The sequence below is a fragment of the Saezia sanguinis genome, from assembly GCF_963921665.1.
In the GTDB taxonomy this organism is placed as follows: Bacteria; Pseudomonadota; Gammaproteobacteria; order Burkholderiales; family Burkholderiaceae_C; genus Saezia; species Saezia sanguinis.
This window is the reverse complement of the sequence record NZ_CAWUGC010000010.1, coordinates 53,993-68,272: the sequence shown is the minus strand read 5'-3', so window position 1 is coordinate 68,272 and position 14,280 is coordinate 53,993. Positions and strand designations below refer to the sequence as shown.

Here is a 14,280-nt window from a genome sequence, read left to right as displayed (position 1 = left end):
TCTATCCACGCTTCAGCTAAGTAAGAGAAAGCTGCTGCCAACTCGCTTGAACTGCAGGCTCTGTAATAAATAAACCGCCAACTTATTTAGATGATTTTGTTTAGCTGAGGTTCGTTGTAATAACCACCTCAGCTTTTGTAAAAAAGTTTATTTCTTTTTTGTGATTTAGTTCACGCTGTCTGATAGGGCATGGCATTTGTGCTGCTTATTTTTCTACAAATACTTGCCTGAAAGCCATTAATCGTTCGTTTGTTCTTTTTTTGACATTTTTGTAAATTTAAACTGACATTTGTTGTAAGCATAATTTGTAAAAAAAGACAATTTTGTTGCATGAGTGAATAGGTGCAAACATGGTGTGATTTATTGCACCGAATTTAGTTTGTTTGCGTTGAATTTATGTGTTGGAAATGCATTGCTTTGATCTGATACAAAAGCTGTTGTTAATGTGAACAGATATATCAGATAGTTGCACAAGGTGTGAAATAGTACCTAACTGAAATGACACATTTCGATTAGCAATTTTTATAATTTAAATAACGAATAAAAGATTTATGGCAAAAGATTTATGAGTGCATATTGCTCGTAATGAATTTTTAGGCGGCTCTTCGCCAGGCGCCAGTGTGGCGCCAGTTGGATCTCAAGGCAAGTATCTCGGTTCTACGGAGTTTGTGACTCCTGTGGTTGAGTACGATCTGGTTTTTGAAATTTTGAGAGCGTAGACATGAAAAAACGAAACACATTAAAAGCACGCCGCAAAGAACTTTGCATTCGCATTGCCGCAGCTCTAAGCATGGGTTTGGGCAGCAGTTTTGCGGCAATGGCAGATTCGGCTTCTTGTACGGTGTCAGGAGATGGGTTGACAATTACCTGTTCAGGACAGTATTCGCCTTATGAGCAGTCCCGGCTGAATTATGAAAATGTGATTTTCAATATGACTGGTTCCTGGGGTACCAGCCCTGATATTCAGGGGGTAGGTATCTATGCCAATGGCGGTAGCCGTATTGCACAGAATAATGTCACAATCACAACGAATGGCTCCACGGCAGATGCAATCCGTACCAATGGCATCACAACAGTCATTATTCCTGGTAAGCTGGTTATTCGCACAGAAGGGTCATCTGGAGACGGTATCAATGCGACGGTTAGAAGCGCGGCGACGGTTACAATTGGTGATGACGCAGAGATTTACTCAAAAGGTGGTGTTGCCGTACGTGCTAACCTGTCTAATATTTCAACGACCGCATCCAACAGCATTACGATAGGTACTGGTGCTATTCTTAAAACCGACGCTGCGGGGGCGAATACATCTTCTTCAACAGGGTATGCTGTTTATGCTGGGAACCGTGATCGTGAGTCAGAAACCCTGCCGCATGGAAATGCCACTGTAGTGATTGGTGATGGCAGTCAAATTACTACAGCAGGTAGCAAAGCGTATGCTGTTTATGCAAATAAAACAGGGCAAATCCAGCTTGGCAATACCACGATTGTTACGACAGGACAACAAGCGCATGGTATTGTAACCATGGATGGAACGATTGGTCAGTGTCCTTCTTCGGGTATTTCAAGTGCGCTTTGCTTGGCTCTTGGATCTAATTTGACAAATGTTACGGACTTTGCAGGCGGTCAGGTATATTTGGCCGGTGACACTGCTATTACGGTGGATGTGAGCAAAGGCAGCTATGCCATGTATTCTTCAGGGGCGGAGTCTTTGATCACCTCCGAAACCATGGAAGGTCTCTCTGCTTCTGGCGTATATACTGTTACAGGGGATCTGGTTGCCGATAGGGAAGGCGGGATCAGGTTGAATGCAACGGCAGGGTCTGTATTCAACAGCAATGTGAATGTAGTAGGTACCACGACACCGACGGGGTTAGACAATTCGTTTATCGACCTGGTTATGAGTGGCACTCAACTCACTGGTAATATTGATGCCAGCGTGTCAGGTGTTGCTACTTTAGATGTTATCGAAAATTCAGTGGTTGCCGGAAATATCACTGCCAACTCTGCAGGGGTAGTGAATTTCGGTGCAGACAGCTCCACCTATACAGGGGATGTGACAGCACTGGATGGTGGTCGTGTGCAGATGATGCTGACCAGTGGCACGGTGTTTACCGGGGCGACGGATAAAACCAATGCGGCAACAGCGGCCAGCGTGGCTGACGGCACGATCAATATCACGATGGACGGCGCGGCGACACATTGGCAGTTGACAGGCGACTCTAACGTTAATAACCTGGTGATGACCAATGGTGCCCAGGTTTCTATTGGTGACCAGAGTGTGCTGCCGGTGACAAGCTTGAACCGGACAGTTCTTACTGTAGACAATCTCAGCGGTAATGGCGGTATTTTTAACGCCCGTACTGAAATGTGTGACAACGAAGCTGACCGGCTGGTCATTACCAACAGTTCCAGTGGCAGCCACTATCTGCATTTTAACGATGCCAAGGCAGGTTCGTATTTTGGTGTTGAAGAGGCGTTGGTGGTCGAGTTTACAGGCAGTGATGCCACGCAGAACCAGGCAACGTTCAGCAGTGCCGGTGTGGACGTGGGTCCTTATGTGTATTCTCTGGAATTCAAAGCGGATAGCAACTGGTATCTGAATACCTCGACGGTAACGCCGCCGAAAACGGTTGATCCTCAGCAGCCCCAGATCATTACGCCGACACCGCCGACATTGAATAATGCCGCGGACCGTTCAGCCAACATACTGAATATCAATTACCTGCTCAACTATGCAGAAATTCAAACGCTGCTGCAGAGAATGGGTGAGTTGCGTCAGGCTCCCGGAGCACAGGGAGATGTTTGGGTCAGGGTGATGACTGGTGAAATGGATAAATTTGACGGGGTTCGCCTCTCAAGTTTTGACATGAAGTATTCGGGCGTGCAAATTGGTGTAGACCGTCAGCTTGACATTGAAGGGGCTGGCCAGGCTTATGTTGGCGTCATGGCAGGGACTTCCAAGGCGAATGCTGATTATGCCGTTGGCAGTGGTGATACCAAGAGCTACCATGTCGGTGTTTACGGCACTTACAAAGCGGATGACGGATTCTATGTCGATGGTATTGCCAAATATGTTTACATGGATAACAGCTTTAATACGCTGACCAGCAATGGTTACTATGTGGATGGCGATGGCAGCACCAAAGGGTTCACGATTGGTGTGGAGGCAGGTAAACGCTTTTACATTACCCAGCCTCAACAGGGCTGGTACCTGGAGCCTCAGGCCCAGTTGACTTTCTCGCACCAGAATGGCGCAACGATCAATTCCAGCACCGGTCTGAGAACGGATCTGGACAGCTATGATTCGACCCTGGGGCGTCTGAGTGTGATTGCTGGTTACAGCATCACCGAAGGCAAGAACCCGATTGATGTTTATATTAAAACGGGCTATGTCAGAGAGTTCAGTGGCGATACCGGGTACACCTTCAACCACTACAATCATGAGAGTTATGATTTTGGTGGCGGCTGGTGGGATAACGGTATTGGTGTGAACATGCAGATCAATGGCCGGCATAACATCTATATGGATGCAACCTATGCCAAGGGTGGCAGCTTTGATCATAAGCAGCTCAACATCGGTTACCGGTTCAGTTTCTAAGCCGCCCGGATGATATTTGCGGTAATGCAAAACGCCCTGACACTGTTCAGGGCGTTTTTATTTTGGGTTGAGGAGACTCGTTGCCTGTTTGTGGTGATGGTTTGTGCAGGACTATGGTGATTGAAATGTGCAGTCAGAAGGAGTCATCAGCGTTCAAAACGGATGATGCCTTCCGTTTGTGTCATGTGCAGTTTCCCGATGACATCCATGCCTAGCAATGCCTGTCCGGAATGGTCTGGCAACACCCCCATGCGCAGGTTGTCCATCTGTACCCCGCCTTCCAGGTTAAGGTTACCGCGTACCACGTTGTTTCTTGTCGTGCCATTGGCGGTATTGAAGGTGACGCGCCCCACCACAGGCAGTTGGGCTTTTTCTGCCAGACTCTGCGGAATGGATGTCATGCTGGCCCCGGTATCAATCAAAAAGGTAATCTGATGTCCGTTGATGTCACCGCTCCAGTGGTAATGGCCGTCCCGCGCACGCTTGATTTCGATGACGTTATCTGTAACGGAAAAGCTGGATTTGTTTTGTGCAGATTCAAACCATAAAACAGCTAAAAAGACAGCGGTACCGATAAGCAGCCAGATAATGACCAGCTTAAATGTGCGTGGAAGCTCATTCATATTAAAAAGTATAAGGGCTAAAAGCGGAAAGCTTTATTTTCGCTGAATTTTGTGCGGAATAGTTTCTTGTTAAAAAGCACTGTTTTTTTAAAAAATCAATACACCAAAAGGATTAGTTTTTCCTATGCAAACGGTGGATTTACGTCCGTTATGTTCGTCCGTATATTACGATATGATAGTATAGATGTATCAATTTTAATTATGGGGGATAGCATGCGTTCTAAATTTACCCGTCTGATTGCAGCCGTACTGTTGCTGTGTTCCACCCATCTGGTTTTTGCCCAGGAGCTGATTGTTTCAGCGGCGGCCAGCCTGAGCAATGCATTCAAGGATGTGGGAGAGGCTTTCGAGAAGCAGAATCCGGGGGTCAAGGTTACTTTCAATTTTGCCGCTTCCGGCGTATTGCTGCGCCAGATTGAGCAGGGGGCACCGGTGGATGTGTTCGCCAGCGCTGACCAGGCAACAATGGACCGGGCAAAAGATCTGATTGCAGATAGCACCCGTTTTGATTTTGCACGCAACACACTGGTACTGATTGTTCCTGCGGGCGCCACACAGCAGCCAGCCAAACTGGAAGATCTGAAGGAAAGCGCATATCGCACGATTGCCGTAGGTACTCCCAGCAGTGTGCCGGCAGGCAATTACACGCAACAGGTCATGCAAAAAGAGCAACTGTGGAGCGTTTTGGAACCTAAGTTTGTGTTTGGTGAAAATGTGCGTCAGGTTTTGCAGTATGTATCGCGGAAAGAGGCTGATGCAGGGTTTGTGTACGGTACCGATGCAGCTTTGAGCGCCAATGAGGTGACTGTTGCGCTGGTGGTACCTACCGAAAGTGCCATTACATACCCGATGGCTCAGATCAAAGCGTCTGACAAGCCTGAACTGGCTGGGAAGTTTATGCAGTTTGTCGTGAGTGAAGACGGACAGAAAATTCTGGCACGTTACGGTTTTGTTTCACCTTAATAGCTTGTCCAAAAGCAGGAGAGTTGAGCCGTTGCCTGCTTAAGTAGCAAATGAACAATGTAGTTTCGGCTTCTTTGCTTGAAAGTCTTTCGCCTCTGTGGTTGTCAGTACAGGTAGCGGTTGCAGCAACCGTACTGGCAAGCATACTGGGGGTAGGGTGCGCCTTGCTGATGGCCAGAAAGAATTTCAAGGGCAAGGAGCTGCTGGATACGCTGTTCATTTTGCCCATGGTGTTGCCGCCTACCGTCATGGGGTACTACCTGATTGTGCTGCTGGGCCGCAGCAGTGCAGTAGGGGGGTGGTTTGAGCAGACGCTGGGCATTCGCTTCATGTTTACCCTTAAGGGGGCGATTGTGGCAGCGACGGTGGTGGCTTTTCCGCTGGTTTATAAATCGGCGCGGGCTGCGTTTGAAGAGATTGCAGAGGAATATATTGAGGCTGCGCGCAGCCTGGGTGCCAGAAATTGGTCAATCTTCTGGCGTATCAGTCTGCCTTTGGCTATGCGCGGCATTATGGCCGGTGTGATGCTGGCCCTGGCGCGGGCGTTGGGTGAGTTTGGTGCAACGCTGATGATTGCAGGCAATATGCCGGGGAAAACACAAACACTCTCAATTGCCATTTATCAGGCGGTGCAGGATGGAAAAGATACGCAGGCCTGGATTCTGACAGCAATTGTGTGTGTGGTGTGTATTGCGATTTTGTTGTCAATTGGTTCGCTTTTGCGTAAACAGGTGGTTGCGAGGATGACATGAGGGGAGACTGCAAAATGAAGAATATGCAGGATTTGATACCGGAAATGGAAGTGCAGGACGTGCTGGAGAAGGCCAAATCAAAGCGGCGCTCCAAACCGGAGACACCCGTCAAAGTGCGCTGGCGCATGCGTGTTTTATACGGAGACCTGATCGCCATTGGCCCTGGCAAAGTGTCTTTGCTGGAAGCTGTGCGTGACTATGGGTCCATTACTGCGGCGGCAAAAAGCCTGGGGATGTCGTACCGGCGGGCCTGGCTGCTGTTGAATGATATCAACAGCGCATTGGCGAGCCCGGCCATTGTCTCAAGCCATGGTGGTGCCAGTGGGGGGACCAGCCAGTTGACAGAGGTTGGAGAACAGGTGATTGCGCTGTATCGCCAGATAGAACAGCAGGCATCGGCTGCCAATCAAAAAGAGTTGAGCCAGTTGTTGGGCTTGTTGAAATGATTCGGGGATAGCATTGTTGTTTTTGCCTGAACTCCGGTCAATCTGAAGTACGATGATACTGTTGCTGAAGCAGCTGTCTCATTTTTGAATGAAAAAGGATCCAACATGAAAACCAGTGCACGTAATTGTTTTGAAGGAACCGTGGTTCAGGTAAAGCGGGGCGCGGTCAATGACGAGGTAGAGCTGGAGGTTGGCCATGGTATCAAGATTACGGCCATTATTACCCACGAAAGCACAGAAAAGCTGGGCGTTAAAACAGGGGTAAAAGCGTTTGCGCTGGTTAAGGCATCGTTTGTGATTGTCTCAACAGATATACAAGGCGTGAAACTGTCAACACGCAACTGCCTGGCCGGCAATGTTACCCAGGTGGAGCCGGGTGCCGTGAATTCTGAAGTGGTCATCGACCTTGGCAATGGGTGTTTGATCACCGCCATTATCACCAACCAGAGCTGTAAAAATATGGGCTTGAAGGCCGGGGTATCCGCTACGGCGATATTCAAGGCGTCCAGTGTGATTTTGGGTGTGGCTTCGTGACGGCTATATAACTGCTTAATCAGACGGGGTGTCTGTTCTGAGGGTGTTATTCAGGGCGCTGGCGGCGTATTGGGTCAGCGCCTTGGTCAGTATTTGAAGCAGATCGGATTCCAGGCCCCAGCAGTGCCAGTACAGTGATATTTCAACGCTGCAGCCTGGCAGCAGGCGGGTCAGTGTGCCTTGTTGTATCAGGTCATGTACCAGAATCTGGGGGACGACGGAAGCACCCCAGCCTGCCAGTACCGCCCTGACCTGTGCTTCAGAGGAAGGGACATAAATCTGCTTGAGTGCAATATGCCTGAGCCCTAATGCTTTGGCAACCAGATGTTGCTGCATGTCGTCTTTGCGGTTGAAAGCGACAAATGGAAGTTCACGGATGCGCAGAGAAAAAGGTTGTCCTTCCAGCTTGCGCGCCACCATCTCGGGCGTGGCAACAGCGACATAAGTCATGGAACCCAGGTGAATCATCTGGCAGCCGCGCAAAGGCTCCGGTTGCGTGGTCACGCACCCGAGAACCTGCCCCTGGCGCAGCCATTCGTGCGTAAAGTCCTGGTCATCGGTAATGATCTCCAGTGCAATGCCGCGCTCAATAACGGGCTGCAGTGCCGGCAGTGCCCAGGTGGCAATGCTGTCGGCATTGATTGCAATGGATATGCGGGCCTGCTCCATGTTGCCCAGGTGGGTGCTGGGTGCGAGTTCCTGCAGGTCATGGGTCAGGTCGGCCCGTAACAGGCGCTGCTGGCGCGCGTAACGCAACAGCAGGCTGCCGGCCTGTGTCGGCTGTAAAGGACGGTTGCGCACAATCAGCACCGTGCCAATGCGCGATTCCAGCGCCTTGAGCCGTTGCGAAACAGCAGACTGGGTAATATCCAGCCGTTGTGCGGCACGTTCAAAGCTGCCTTCTTCTACCAGGGCAACCAGGCATTCCAGTGCATCCGGATCGATGAAACTCATGTATTAGATTAACTGATGGAATATGAAATACTTTAATCCATCTTCATTTTTCTGTCAGCGTGCCAGATACTGTGCTTTTTCCTGGCAGGAGTATTTCCATGAAGGTGGTCGTTTTAGGCGCAGGCGTTATCGGTACATTGACAGCCTGGTATCTGCTGGAGCATGGGCATGAAGTCATCATCATTGACCGCGCCAGCGCGGCGGCCATGGAAACTTCGTATGCCAATGGCGCCCAGATTTCCGTTTGTTACTGCGAGCCCTGGGCCAATCCGGCTGCACCGCTCAAGTTGCTGAAATGGTTGCCCCGTGATGATGCGCCGTTGTTGTTTCGGCTCAAACTCGACCCGCATCAATGGTCCTGGGGGCTGAGGTTTTTATCTCAGTGTACAGGGTCAGCATTTGACCGCAATGTGCGGCAACTGGTGGCTTTGGGGCAGTACAGCCATGCAGCGTTTCACGAGGTATTTGCCAAAACAGGGATTGAGTGTAACCGTGAGGAAAAGGGGATTTTGCATTTTTTTACCTCGCAACAGGCCATGGATAATGGCAGCCATGAAGCCGCGGTAATGCAGCGTTATGGTGTCAAGCGCGATGTCATCAGCCGCGAGGCGGTGTTGCAGGTTGAACCTGCTTTACAAAGCTTTGCCGAGCATATTGTGGGAGGCACTTATACACCGGAGGATGAATCCGGCGATGCTTTTGTGTTTGCCCAAAAACTGATGAAACTGTGTCTGGCGCGTGGTGCCACTGCATTGTTTCAAACCGATATTCTGGGGTTTGAGTGTCATGGTGCGGGGGTGACGGGGGTGCAGGTTAAAGACCAGAACACAAGGGAAGCCAGCACCATCAAGGCAGATGCATATGTTGCGGCACTGGGGTCTTTTACAGCGCCTTTGTTGCGCCGTATCGGCATATACCTGCCGATCTATCCGACAAAAGGTTATTCCGCAACCATGCGCCTGAAACAGCCGGAAAAAGCCAGTTCTGTCAGTATGCTGGATGATGATTTTAAAATTGCCATTTCGCGTTTGGGTGACAGCATACGCATTGCCGGCACGGCAGAAACTGCCGGGTATGACACGTCATTAAACTCCTCTGTTTCCAAGGTGCGCTGCAAAATGCTGGTGGAGCGGTATGAACAGTTGTTCCCTGGCGTGGCGGATACGACAGAACCGAATTTCTGGGCCGGGCTGCGGCCTTCCACACCCAGCAATGTTCCGATCATGGGCCGCAGTAAATATGGCAACCTGTGGATCAACAGCGGACATGGGTCATTGGGGTGGACGCACAGCGCAGGTTCAGGCCGCGCGGTGGCGGAACTGATCAGCGGTAAAAAGCCGGATCTGGCATTCCGGTTTTGTGGGGTTTGATGTCACCCCGTGTATGATGCAAGCTGGTGCAAGCGCAGCGCAATACAGCCGCCTTGTGTAAAAGGGAGATGAGATGCAGGTCAGTCTGATTGCACATTGACCATATCGCGCACATAAGACGTGCCGACACGGGTTTCAATGGCCGCGCATAAGGGATGGAAAAATCCCAGATGACGCATGATCTCGGCTGTAGCAAACAAGGGAGCTGCCAGCAGTGTAGGGAACTGGAAGCGGAACAGAAAATAGTTGCCCTCGTACCAGTGCCCCAGCCGATGCAGCAGGTAGCCCAGTAACAGCACAATACTGCCGCTGATAAGGCCCAGCCATGAATAAAACAACTGTCCGGCACAAAACAGCACGGCAATCAGAACGCTGGTCACCAGCCCCAGATAACCAGCAAAATAAACATAAAAGCCTGTAATCCCAAGTAACAGTAGCGCACCCGCAGGAGCAGGCCAGTTTGGCCATTGCCACAGCAGGGGGCTGAGCAGCCATCCCATGGCCAGCATCATGATGGGAATGCAGATGGTATGCAACAGAATATTGCGCTGGTCACGGTGTAGCGCAGCATATTGCATCAAAGCGGTAGGAGGCTGTGCGTGCATGATGGGGTTGCGCTTTCTGTGTATCAAAAAATGAATGTATACATTACTTATATGCCAGTATGGTACAAAAATCAATCATTAAAAATGAGATAAATCATTTTTCCCGTAATGGCATCGCATGTATTTTGTGATAACGGTAAAAGTTAACGTTTTGGCGTAACGCGGCTGGCGCTGTACAACAGTGCGTGTTCAGAGTGATTGTTGAATAAAAACAATGTATTTTTGATAAAAAAGTCGAATGGTTTTGCGCTGTAGCCACATGGTTGCAAGGGTATTGAATAAGGGTGGAGGGCATGGTGTTTGAGTTGCCGGCAGGCGGTAACTTGCGGTGAGATAAATTGCATGTTAAGGTACTAGGCCGTTTTTATTTTGATAAAAGAAAAAGGACTGTTCCGATATGCCGCCCATGCTTCCCCTGAAAGGGTTTACTTTTCTGCTGGTGTTTCAATGCCTTGGCGAGCTGATATCGCGTTTGCTGCACTGGCCGATCCCCGGGCCGGTGCTTGGCATGCTGCTGCTGGTTCCGTGCTTATCATTTCTGTCTGTCCGCGAGCCTGTTGAGTCGTGTGCCAACTTTCTCATATCGCACCTGTCGCTGCTTTTTCTGCCGATCAGTGTCGGTGTGTTGACGCAACTGCCTTTGCTGCAGGAGTACAGTATTCGCATTCTGCTGGTGCTGTTCATTTCGTGTGCTTTGGGTTTGCTGGCCACCGGATGTTTGCTGGCCTGGTGGTTACCTTCTGAAGAACGGTCAAAAGAGGCATTGGCAGCAGTTCAGGAACAGAAAACCCAGGAAGAGGCATGACATGACAGATAATTTTCAGGATTTTTGGGTGTACCTTTCTTCCACGCCATTGATGGGGTTGACGCTGACGTTGATTGCGTATTTGATGGCCTACAGCTTTTATACATGGCGGCGCTATGCACCATGGGCGACACCGCTGGTATGGGCCACTTTGCTGATTATTGCGGTACTGCTGCTGTCCAACACCAGCTATACCACTTACTTTGAAGGGGCGCAGTTCATTCATTTTCTGCTGGGGCCTTCGGTGGTTGCGATGGGGCTGCTGCTGTGGTTGCGCTGGGCTGATCTGAAACGGCAGATGTGGCCATTGCTGGGGGCTTCGCTGATTGGTGGCGCCGTTGCCGTGATCTCGGTGGTGCTGCTGGCATGGGCTTTCGGGCTGCCGCCGAAAATCATTCTGTCACTGACGCCCAAATCGATGACAACATCTGTGGCCATGGGGGTGGCGGAAAAAATCGGCGGTGAAATTTCTCTGGTAGCGGTTTTTACCATTATCACCGGCGTGATGGGTGCTTTGATGGGGCCACTGCTGTTCAAACTGGCACGGATCAAATCGGATGCGGCGCGCGGTTTTGCCCTGGGGACCGCCAGTCACGGTATCGGAACGGCCAGCGCCTTCCAGATCAGCCCCACGGCAGCAGCTTATGCCGCGCTGGCAGTGGGTGTGCAGTCCGTCTTGGGGGCGGTACTGATACCGCTGATATACCACTGGTTTTTTTAATGCAATAAATTACGCATCTGTGGGCGGATTGCTTTTTTTAAGCTGTAGTGCACGTTCATACAGTTTGTTTTTGGGCTGACCGGTTAAGCGTGCAATCAACTGTGCCGCGGCTTTGGTTGGCATATGTGCCAGTGCCAGCGTTAACGCGTCGTCGTGCGCCTCCGCATCAGATGCGGTTTTGGCAGCAGGCGGATGAATGATGCAGACAAACTCGCCCTTTTTGTGTTCGGGGCGTTGTTGCAGCCAGGTGGGCAGATGTTCTGCCGGGTATGTGACAATCTGCTCAAACTGTTTGGTCAGCTCGCGCGCCAGTGTGACAGTGCGTGCAGGAGCCAGTTGTGCCAGTTCCTGAACCAGCGTTTCGATGCGGTGCGGCGCTTCCAGCAACACAACAGCATGGGGTAAAGCGATCAGTTCTGTCAGACAGTGCTGGCGTTCCTGGGCTTTGGTGGGTAAAAACCCATGAAATAAAACATCACCCTCTGTGATGCCTGCGGCCGACAGTGCAGTAATGACGCTGCTGGCACCTGGCAGCGCGACGATACGCAGGCCAGCATGGCTGACTGCGGCCACTGCACGGGCGCCAGGGTCTGAAATGGCCGGGGTGCCGGCATCGGTTACCAGGGCAATGCGTTCTCCTTGCTGCAGGCGCCGCAGGAGTTCAGCGGTGGCATGCTGTTCATTGTGCTGGTGCAGCGCAAACAGCGTTTTGGACGTAATGCCGTAATGGCTGAGCAACAGACGCGTGTTGCGTGTGTCTTCGCAGGCAATGGCATCTGCCAGTTGCAGCACATGAAGGGCCCTGAACGTGATATCTGCCAGATTACCGATGGGGGTTGGCACAAGGTATAAAGTGGCATCCGGGTAATTCTGTGTGCCGGCAATCTGGCTGGCCGCTTCCAGCAGGATATCATGTGAATAAGCGCTCATGGTCGTTTTTGTGCGAGCTGGCATCAAATAATTGCAATACAGCCATTGTATCGGGATCAGGTGCACGGCATCCGTCGCGGGTCGGTGTTGCCTGCTGAACTTTAAGACCAATCCGGATTCATAGTATCATAGCGTCAGCAGGGCAGTTTTTGCCCGGGGAATGTGTAAAGAACCATGTTTTGGCATAGGGCTGCTAAAGGGTCTGGCGCGTGTGCAGAGGATGCAGCGCTGCGCTACCTGAAAAAACAGAACATGAGTCTGCTGGCCCGTAACTTTCAGCCTGCCGGACGTGGCATGGCTGATCTGGACCTGGTGATGCAGGAGCGTGACGGGACCGTGGTATTTGTAGAGGTGCGGTTGCGTACCCATACCGGTTTTGGCGGGGCCGGCGAAAGTATTTCTGCTCAGAAACAGCGCCGGCTGATTCAGGCGGCACGGTATTTTCTGATGCGCTACTGTACTGTGCCTGCCGCCAGGTTTGATGTGGTGGCGTTTGAAGATGAAGCACTGACTCAGCCCTTATGGTTGAGAAGTGCTTTTGAAGTGAGGGATAATGGCTAGATTGCAGGCGTATGCTTTGATAAGGAATTGGAAATAACATGCTTGAGCAACGTATTCAACAGGCTTTTTTTGAAAGTGCAGATCTGAAGTACCAGACTGCGGAGCAACTGGCGCCGATTATTGCCAGCGGCGTGTCGATCATTGTCGATGCACTGACCAATGGCGGCAAAATTCTGGTGTGCGGTAACGGCGGGTCAGCCGCAGATGCGCAACATTTTGCGGCGGAATTCACTGGCCGCTTTGAACGTGAACGCCCCGGGCTGGCGGCGGTTGCGCTCAATACGGATACTTCTGCGCTGACGGCCATCGGCAACGACTATGGTTTTGATGTGGTATTTTCCCGCCAGGTGCAGGCGCTGGGCAACCCGGGTGATGTGTTGCTGGGTATCAGCACCAGCGGCAATTCGCCCAATGTGATGAAAGCGATTGAAGCTGCACACCAGCGGGAGATGACGGTGATTGCCCTGACGGGTAAAGGCGGCGGCAAGATGCTGGATATGGTGCAGGAGACCGATCTGCATATCACGGTACCGCATAACCGCACGGCCAGAATTCAGGAGCTGCATATTCTGATCTTGCACTGCCTGTGCGAAGGCGTTGATAATGTGCTGCTGGGAGCAGACACTGTCTAAAAATGACGGGTGTTTTATGATTGTAGGGTGTTTGTACACCGGGTGAGAACCAACAGGCGAGGTGAATAATGCAAAATAAGGATAAACAGAATAACTGGTCAAGACGTGCGCTGATGCTGGCAGGACTGGCTGGTGCCACAGTGACGTTGACAGGGTGCCCGGTGCTGTTTGTCGGCGGGATCGGTGCCGGTGTCATGTCGGCGGTAGACCGCCGTTCCTCAGGCGCACAGATTGACGACCAGACCATTGAATTGCGCGCCAAGCAGGATTTGTCTTCCATGCTGGGGGCGGATAAGGCGCATATCAATGTCACCAGTTTCAACCGTCAGGTTCTGCTGACTGGCGAAGTGGGCAGTTCAGATGACAAAATTGTGGCTGAAGAAACTGTGCGGCGTGTGGCTAATGTGCGCAGCGTGGTGAATGCCTTGGCGGTGGGGCCGGTGACATCATTGCGGGTGCGTACCGATGATTCCATGCTCACTGGTAAAGTGAAGACGGCTTTGGCGAATGTGGAGAATCTTTCTTCCGGGCACATCAAAGTGGTGACCGAGCGCTCTGTGGTGTATCTGATGGGGCTTGTGACTATGCGTGAGGCACAGCTTGCCAGCGAAAAAGCGGCAACTGTGGTGGGCGTTCAGAAAGTTGTGCGTGTATTTGAGATTATTTCTGAAGAAGACCTGATGAAAATAGACGCCCAAAGCAGTCCGACAGAGAACATTGGCGAGCCCACTGAAGTCCGCCCTTAAGGGCGTTAGGGCACCTTTGTTCACGCGACGGACTGACTTG

At 51.1% G+C, this 14,280-nt stretch carries 16 protein-coding genes; 12 read left to right on the top strand and 4 right to left on the bottom strand.

Features of this window, described 5'->3' with window-relative positions; all coding sequences use genetic code 11:
- Positions 1-569 precede the first annotated feature (569 nt).
- A complete protein-coding gene (locus tag AACY98_RS06570) occupies positions 570-719 on the top strand; it encodes a hypothetical protein (protein WP_339803094.1) in 150 nt (49 codons plus the stop codon).
- A gap of 2 nt (positions 720-721) precedes the next feature.
- Positions 722-3,598, top strand: a complete 2,877-nt coding sequence (locus tag AACY98_RS06565; protein ID WP_339803092.1) for an autotransporter outer membrane beta-barrel domain-containing protein — start codon at positions 722-724, stop codon at positions 3,596-3,598.
- 146 nt (positions 3,599-3,744) lie between these two features.
- On the opposite strand, the gene AACY98_RS06560 is transcribed toward AACY98_RS06565, so the two are convergent.
- The gene (locus tag AACY98_RS06560; protein ID WP_126981118.1) at positions 3,745-4,221 is read right to left on the bottom strand and encodes a retropepsin-like aspartic protease family protein; all 477 of its coding nucleotides are present in this window, start codon (positions 4,219-4,221) and stop codon (positions 3,745-3,747) included.
- Between the two features lie 213 nt (positions 4,222-4,434).
- Between AACY98_RS06560 and modA the strand changes: the two genes are divergently transcribed.
- The 4 genes from modA to AACY98_RS06540 all read left to right on the top strand — a co-directional run bounded on the left by modA (position 4,435) and on the right by AACY98_RS06540 (position 6,916).
- On the top strand, positions 4,435-5,184 hold the full coding sequence (gene modA / locus AACY98_RS06555; RefSeq protein WP_339803089.1) for a molybdate ABC transporter substrate-binding protein: 750 nt from the start codon (positions 4,435-4,437) through the stop codon (positions 5,182-5,184).
- A gap of 50 nt (positions 5,185-5,234) precedes the next feature.
- Positions 5,235-5,936, top strand: a complete 702-nt coding sequence (gene modB, locus AACY98_RS06550) for a molybdate ABC transporter permease subunit (RefSeq protein WP_126981116.1) — start codon at positions 5,235-5,237, stop codon at positions 5,934-5,936.
- Between the two features lie 14 nt (positions 5,937-5,950).
- Positions 5,951-6,382 carry a winged helix-turn-helix domain-containing protein gene (locus tag AACY98_RS06545; RefSeq protein WP_339803086.1) on the top strand — a complete coding sequence of 144 codons (432 nt, stop codon included), beginning with the start codon at positions 5,951-5,953 and terminating at the stop codon, positions 6,380-6,382.
- Between the two features lie 105 nt (positions 6,383-6,487).
- Positions 6,488-6,916 (top strand): TOBE domain-containing protein, encoded by a 429-nt coding sequence (locus AACY98_RS06540; protein WP_339803083.1) that lies wholly within the window; start codon positions 6,488-6,490, stop codon positions 6,914-6,916.
- Between the two features lie 15 nt (positions 6,917-6,931).
- Here AACY98_RS06540 and AACY98_RS06535 read toward each other — a convergent pair whose 3' ends face one another.
- A complete protein-coding gene (locus AACY98_RS06535; RefSeq protein ID WP_339803080.1) occupies positions 6,932-7,870 on the bottom strand; it encodes a LysR family transcriptional regulator ArgP in 939 nt (312 codons plus the stop codon).
- Between the two features lie 98 nt (positions 7,871-7,968).
- Between AACY98_RS06535 and AACY98_RS06530 the strand changes: the two genes are divergently transcribed.
- A complete protein-coding gene (locus tag AACY98_RS06530; RefSeq protein ID WP_339803077.1) occupies positions 7,969-9,240 on the top strand; it encodes a D-amino acid dehydrogenase in 1,272 nt (423 codons plus the stop codon).
- An 80-nt stretch (positions 9,241-9,320) separates the two neighbouring features.
- On the opposite strand, the gene AACY98_RS06525 is transcribed toward AACY98_RS06530, so the two are convergent.
- Positions 9,321-9,845 carry a hypothetical protein gene (locus AACY98_RS06525; protein WP_339803074.1) on the bottom strand — a complete coding sequence of 175 codons (525 nt, stop codon included), beginning with the start codon at positions 9,843-9,845 and terminating at the stop codon, positions 9,321-9,323.
- Between the two features lie 397 nt (positions 9,846-10,242).
- Here AACY98_RS06525 and AACY98_RS06520 point away from each other — a divergent pair, with 397 nt between their 5' ends.
- Entirely contained in the window at positions 10,243-10,650 is a 408-nt protein-coding gene (locus AACY98_RS06520) for a CidA/LrgA family protein (protein ID WP_339803071.1), read from the top strand.
- Between the two features lies 1 nt (position 10,651).
- Positions 10,652-11,371 carry an LrgB family protein gene (locus tag AACY98_RS06515; RefSeq protein ID WP_339803069.1) on the top strand — a complete coding sequence of 240 codons (720 nt, stop codon included), beginning with the start codon at positions 10,652-10,654 and terminating at the stop codon, positions 11,369-11,371.
- A gap of 9 nt (positions 11,372-11,380) precedes the next feature.
- Here AACY98_RS06515 and rsmI read toward each other — a convergent pair whose 3' ends face one another.
- Complete coding sequence (gene rsmI / locus AACY98_RS06510) at positions 11,381-12,301, bottom strand: 16S rRNA (cytidine(1402)-2'-O)-methyltransferase (RefSeq protein ID WP_339803066.1); 921 nt, start codon at positions 12,299-12,301, stop codon at positions 11,381-11,383.
- A 174-nt stretch (positions 12,302-12,475) separates the two neighbouring features.
- Here rsmI and AACY98_RS06505 point away from each other — a divergent pair, with 174 nt between their 5' ends.
- The 3 genes from AACY98_RS06505 to AACY98_RS06495 all read left to right on the top strand — a co-directional run bounded on the left by AACY98_RS06505 (position 12,476) and on the right by AACY98_RS06495 (position 14,240).
- Positions 12,476-12,862 (top strand): YraN family protein, encoded by a 387-nt coding sequence (locus AACY98_RS06505; protein WP_339803063.1) that lies wholly within the window; start codon positions 12,476-12,478, stop codon positions 12,860-12,862.
- Positions 12,863-12,900: 38 nt separating this feature from the next.
- Positions 12,901-13,494: a phosphoheptose isomerase gene (locus AACY98_RS06500; protein ID WP_126981108.1), complete on the top strand. Its 594-nt coding sequence runs from the start codon at positions 12,901-12,903 to the stop codon at positions 13,492-13,494.
- 68 nt (positions 13,495-13,562) lie between these two features.
- A complete protein-coding gene (locus AACY98_RS06495; RefSeq protein WP_339803060.1) occupies positions 13,563-14,240 on the top strand; it encodes a BON domain-containing protein in 678 nt (225 codons plus the stop codon).
- The last annotated feature ends 40 nt before the right edge of the window (positions 14,241-14,280 follow it).

Bases quoted from the DNA above. Each gene is read 5' to 3' on its own strand.
- AACY98_RS06545 (WP_339803086.1), top strand. From the start codon at position 5,951: ATGAAGAATATGCAGGATTTGATACCGGAAATGGAAGTGCAGGACGTG.
- AACY98_RS06560 (WP_126981118.1), bottom strand. From the start codon at position 4,221: ATGAATGAGCTTCCACGCACATTTAAGCTGGTCATTATCTGGCTGCTT.
- AACY98_RS06500 (WP_126981108.1), top strand. From the start codon at position 12,901: ATGCTTGAGCAACGTATTCAACAGGCTTTTTTTGAAAGTGCAGATCTG.
- modB (WP_126981116.1), top strand. From the start codon at position 5,235: ATGAACAATGTAGTTTCGGCTTCTTTGCTTGAAAGTCTTTCGCCTCTG.
- AACY98_RS06540 (WP_339803083.1), top strand. From the start codon at position 6,488: ATGAAAACCAGTGCACGTAATTGTTTTGAAGGAACCGTGGTTCAGGTA.
- AACY98_RS06515 (WP_339803069.1), top strand. From the start codon at position 10,652: ATGACAGATAATTTTCAGGATTTTTGGGTGTACCTTTCTTCCACGCCA.
- AACY98_RS06495 (WP_339803060.1), top strand. From the start codon at position 13,563: ATGCAAAATAAGGATAAACAGAATAACTGGTCAAGACGTGCGCTGATG.
- modA (WP_339803089.1), top strand. From the start codon at position 4,435: ATGCGTTCTAAATTTACCCGTCTGATTGCAGCCGTACTGTTGCTGTGT.
- AACY98_RS06525 (WP_339803074.1), bottom strand. From the start codon at position 9,845: ATGCACGCACAGCCTCCTACCGCTTTGATGCAATATGCTGCGCTACAC.
- AACY98_RS06520 (WP_339803071.1), top strand. From the start codon at position 10,243: ATGCCGCCCATGCTTCCCCTGAAAGGGTTTACTTTTCTGCTGGTGTTT.
- AACY98_RS06535 (WP_339803080.1), bottom strand. From the start codon at position 7,870: ATGAGTTTCATCGATCCGGATGCACTGGAATGCCTGGTTGCCCTGGTA.
- AACY98_RS06530 (WP_339803077.1), top strand. From the start codon at position 7,969: ATGAAGGTGGTCGTTTTAGGCGCAGGCGTTATCGGTACATTGACAGCC.
- rsmI (WP_339803066.1), bottom strand. From the start codon at position 12,301: ATGAGCGCTTATTCACATGATATCCTGCTGGAAGCGGCCAGCCAGATT.
- AACY98_RS06505 (WP_339803063.1), top strand. From the start codon at position 12,476: ATGTTTTGGCATAGGGCTGCTAAAGGGTCTGGCGCGTGTGCAGAGGAT.
- AACY98_RS06565 (WP_339803092.1), top strand. From the start codon at position 722: ATGAAAAAACGAAACACATTAAAAGCACGCCGCAAAGAACTTTGCATT.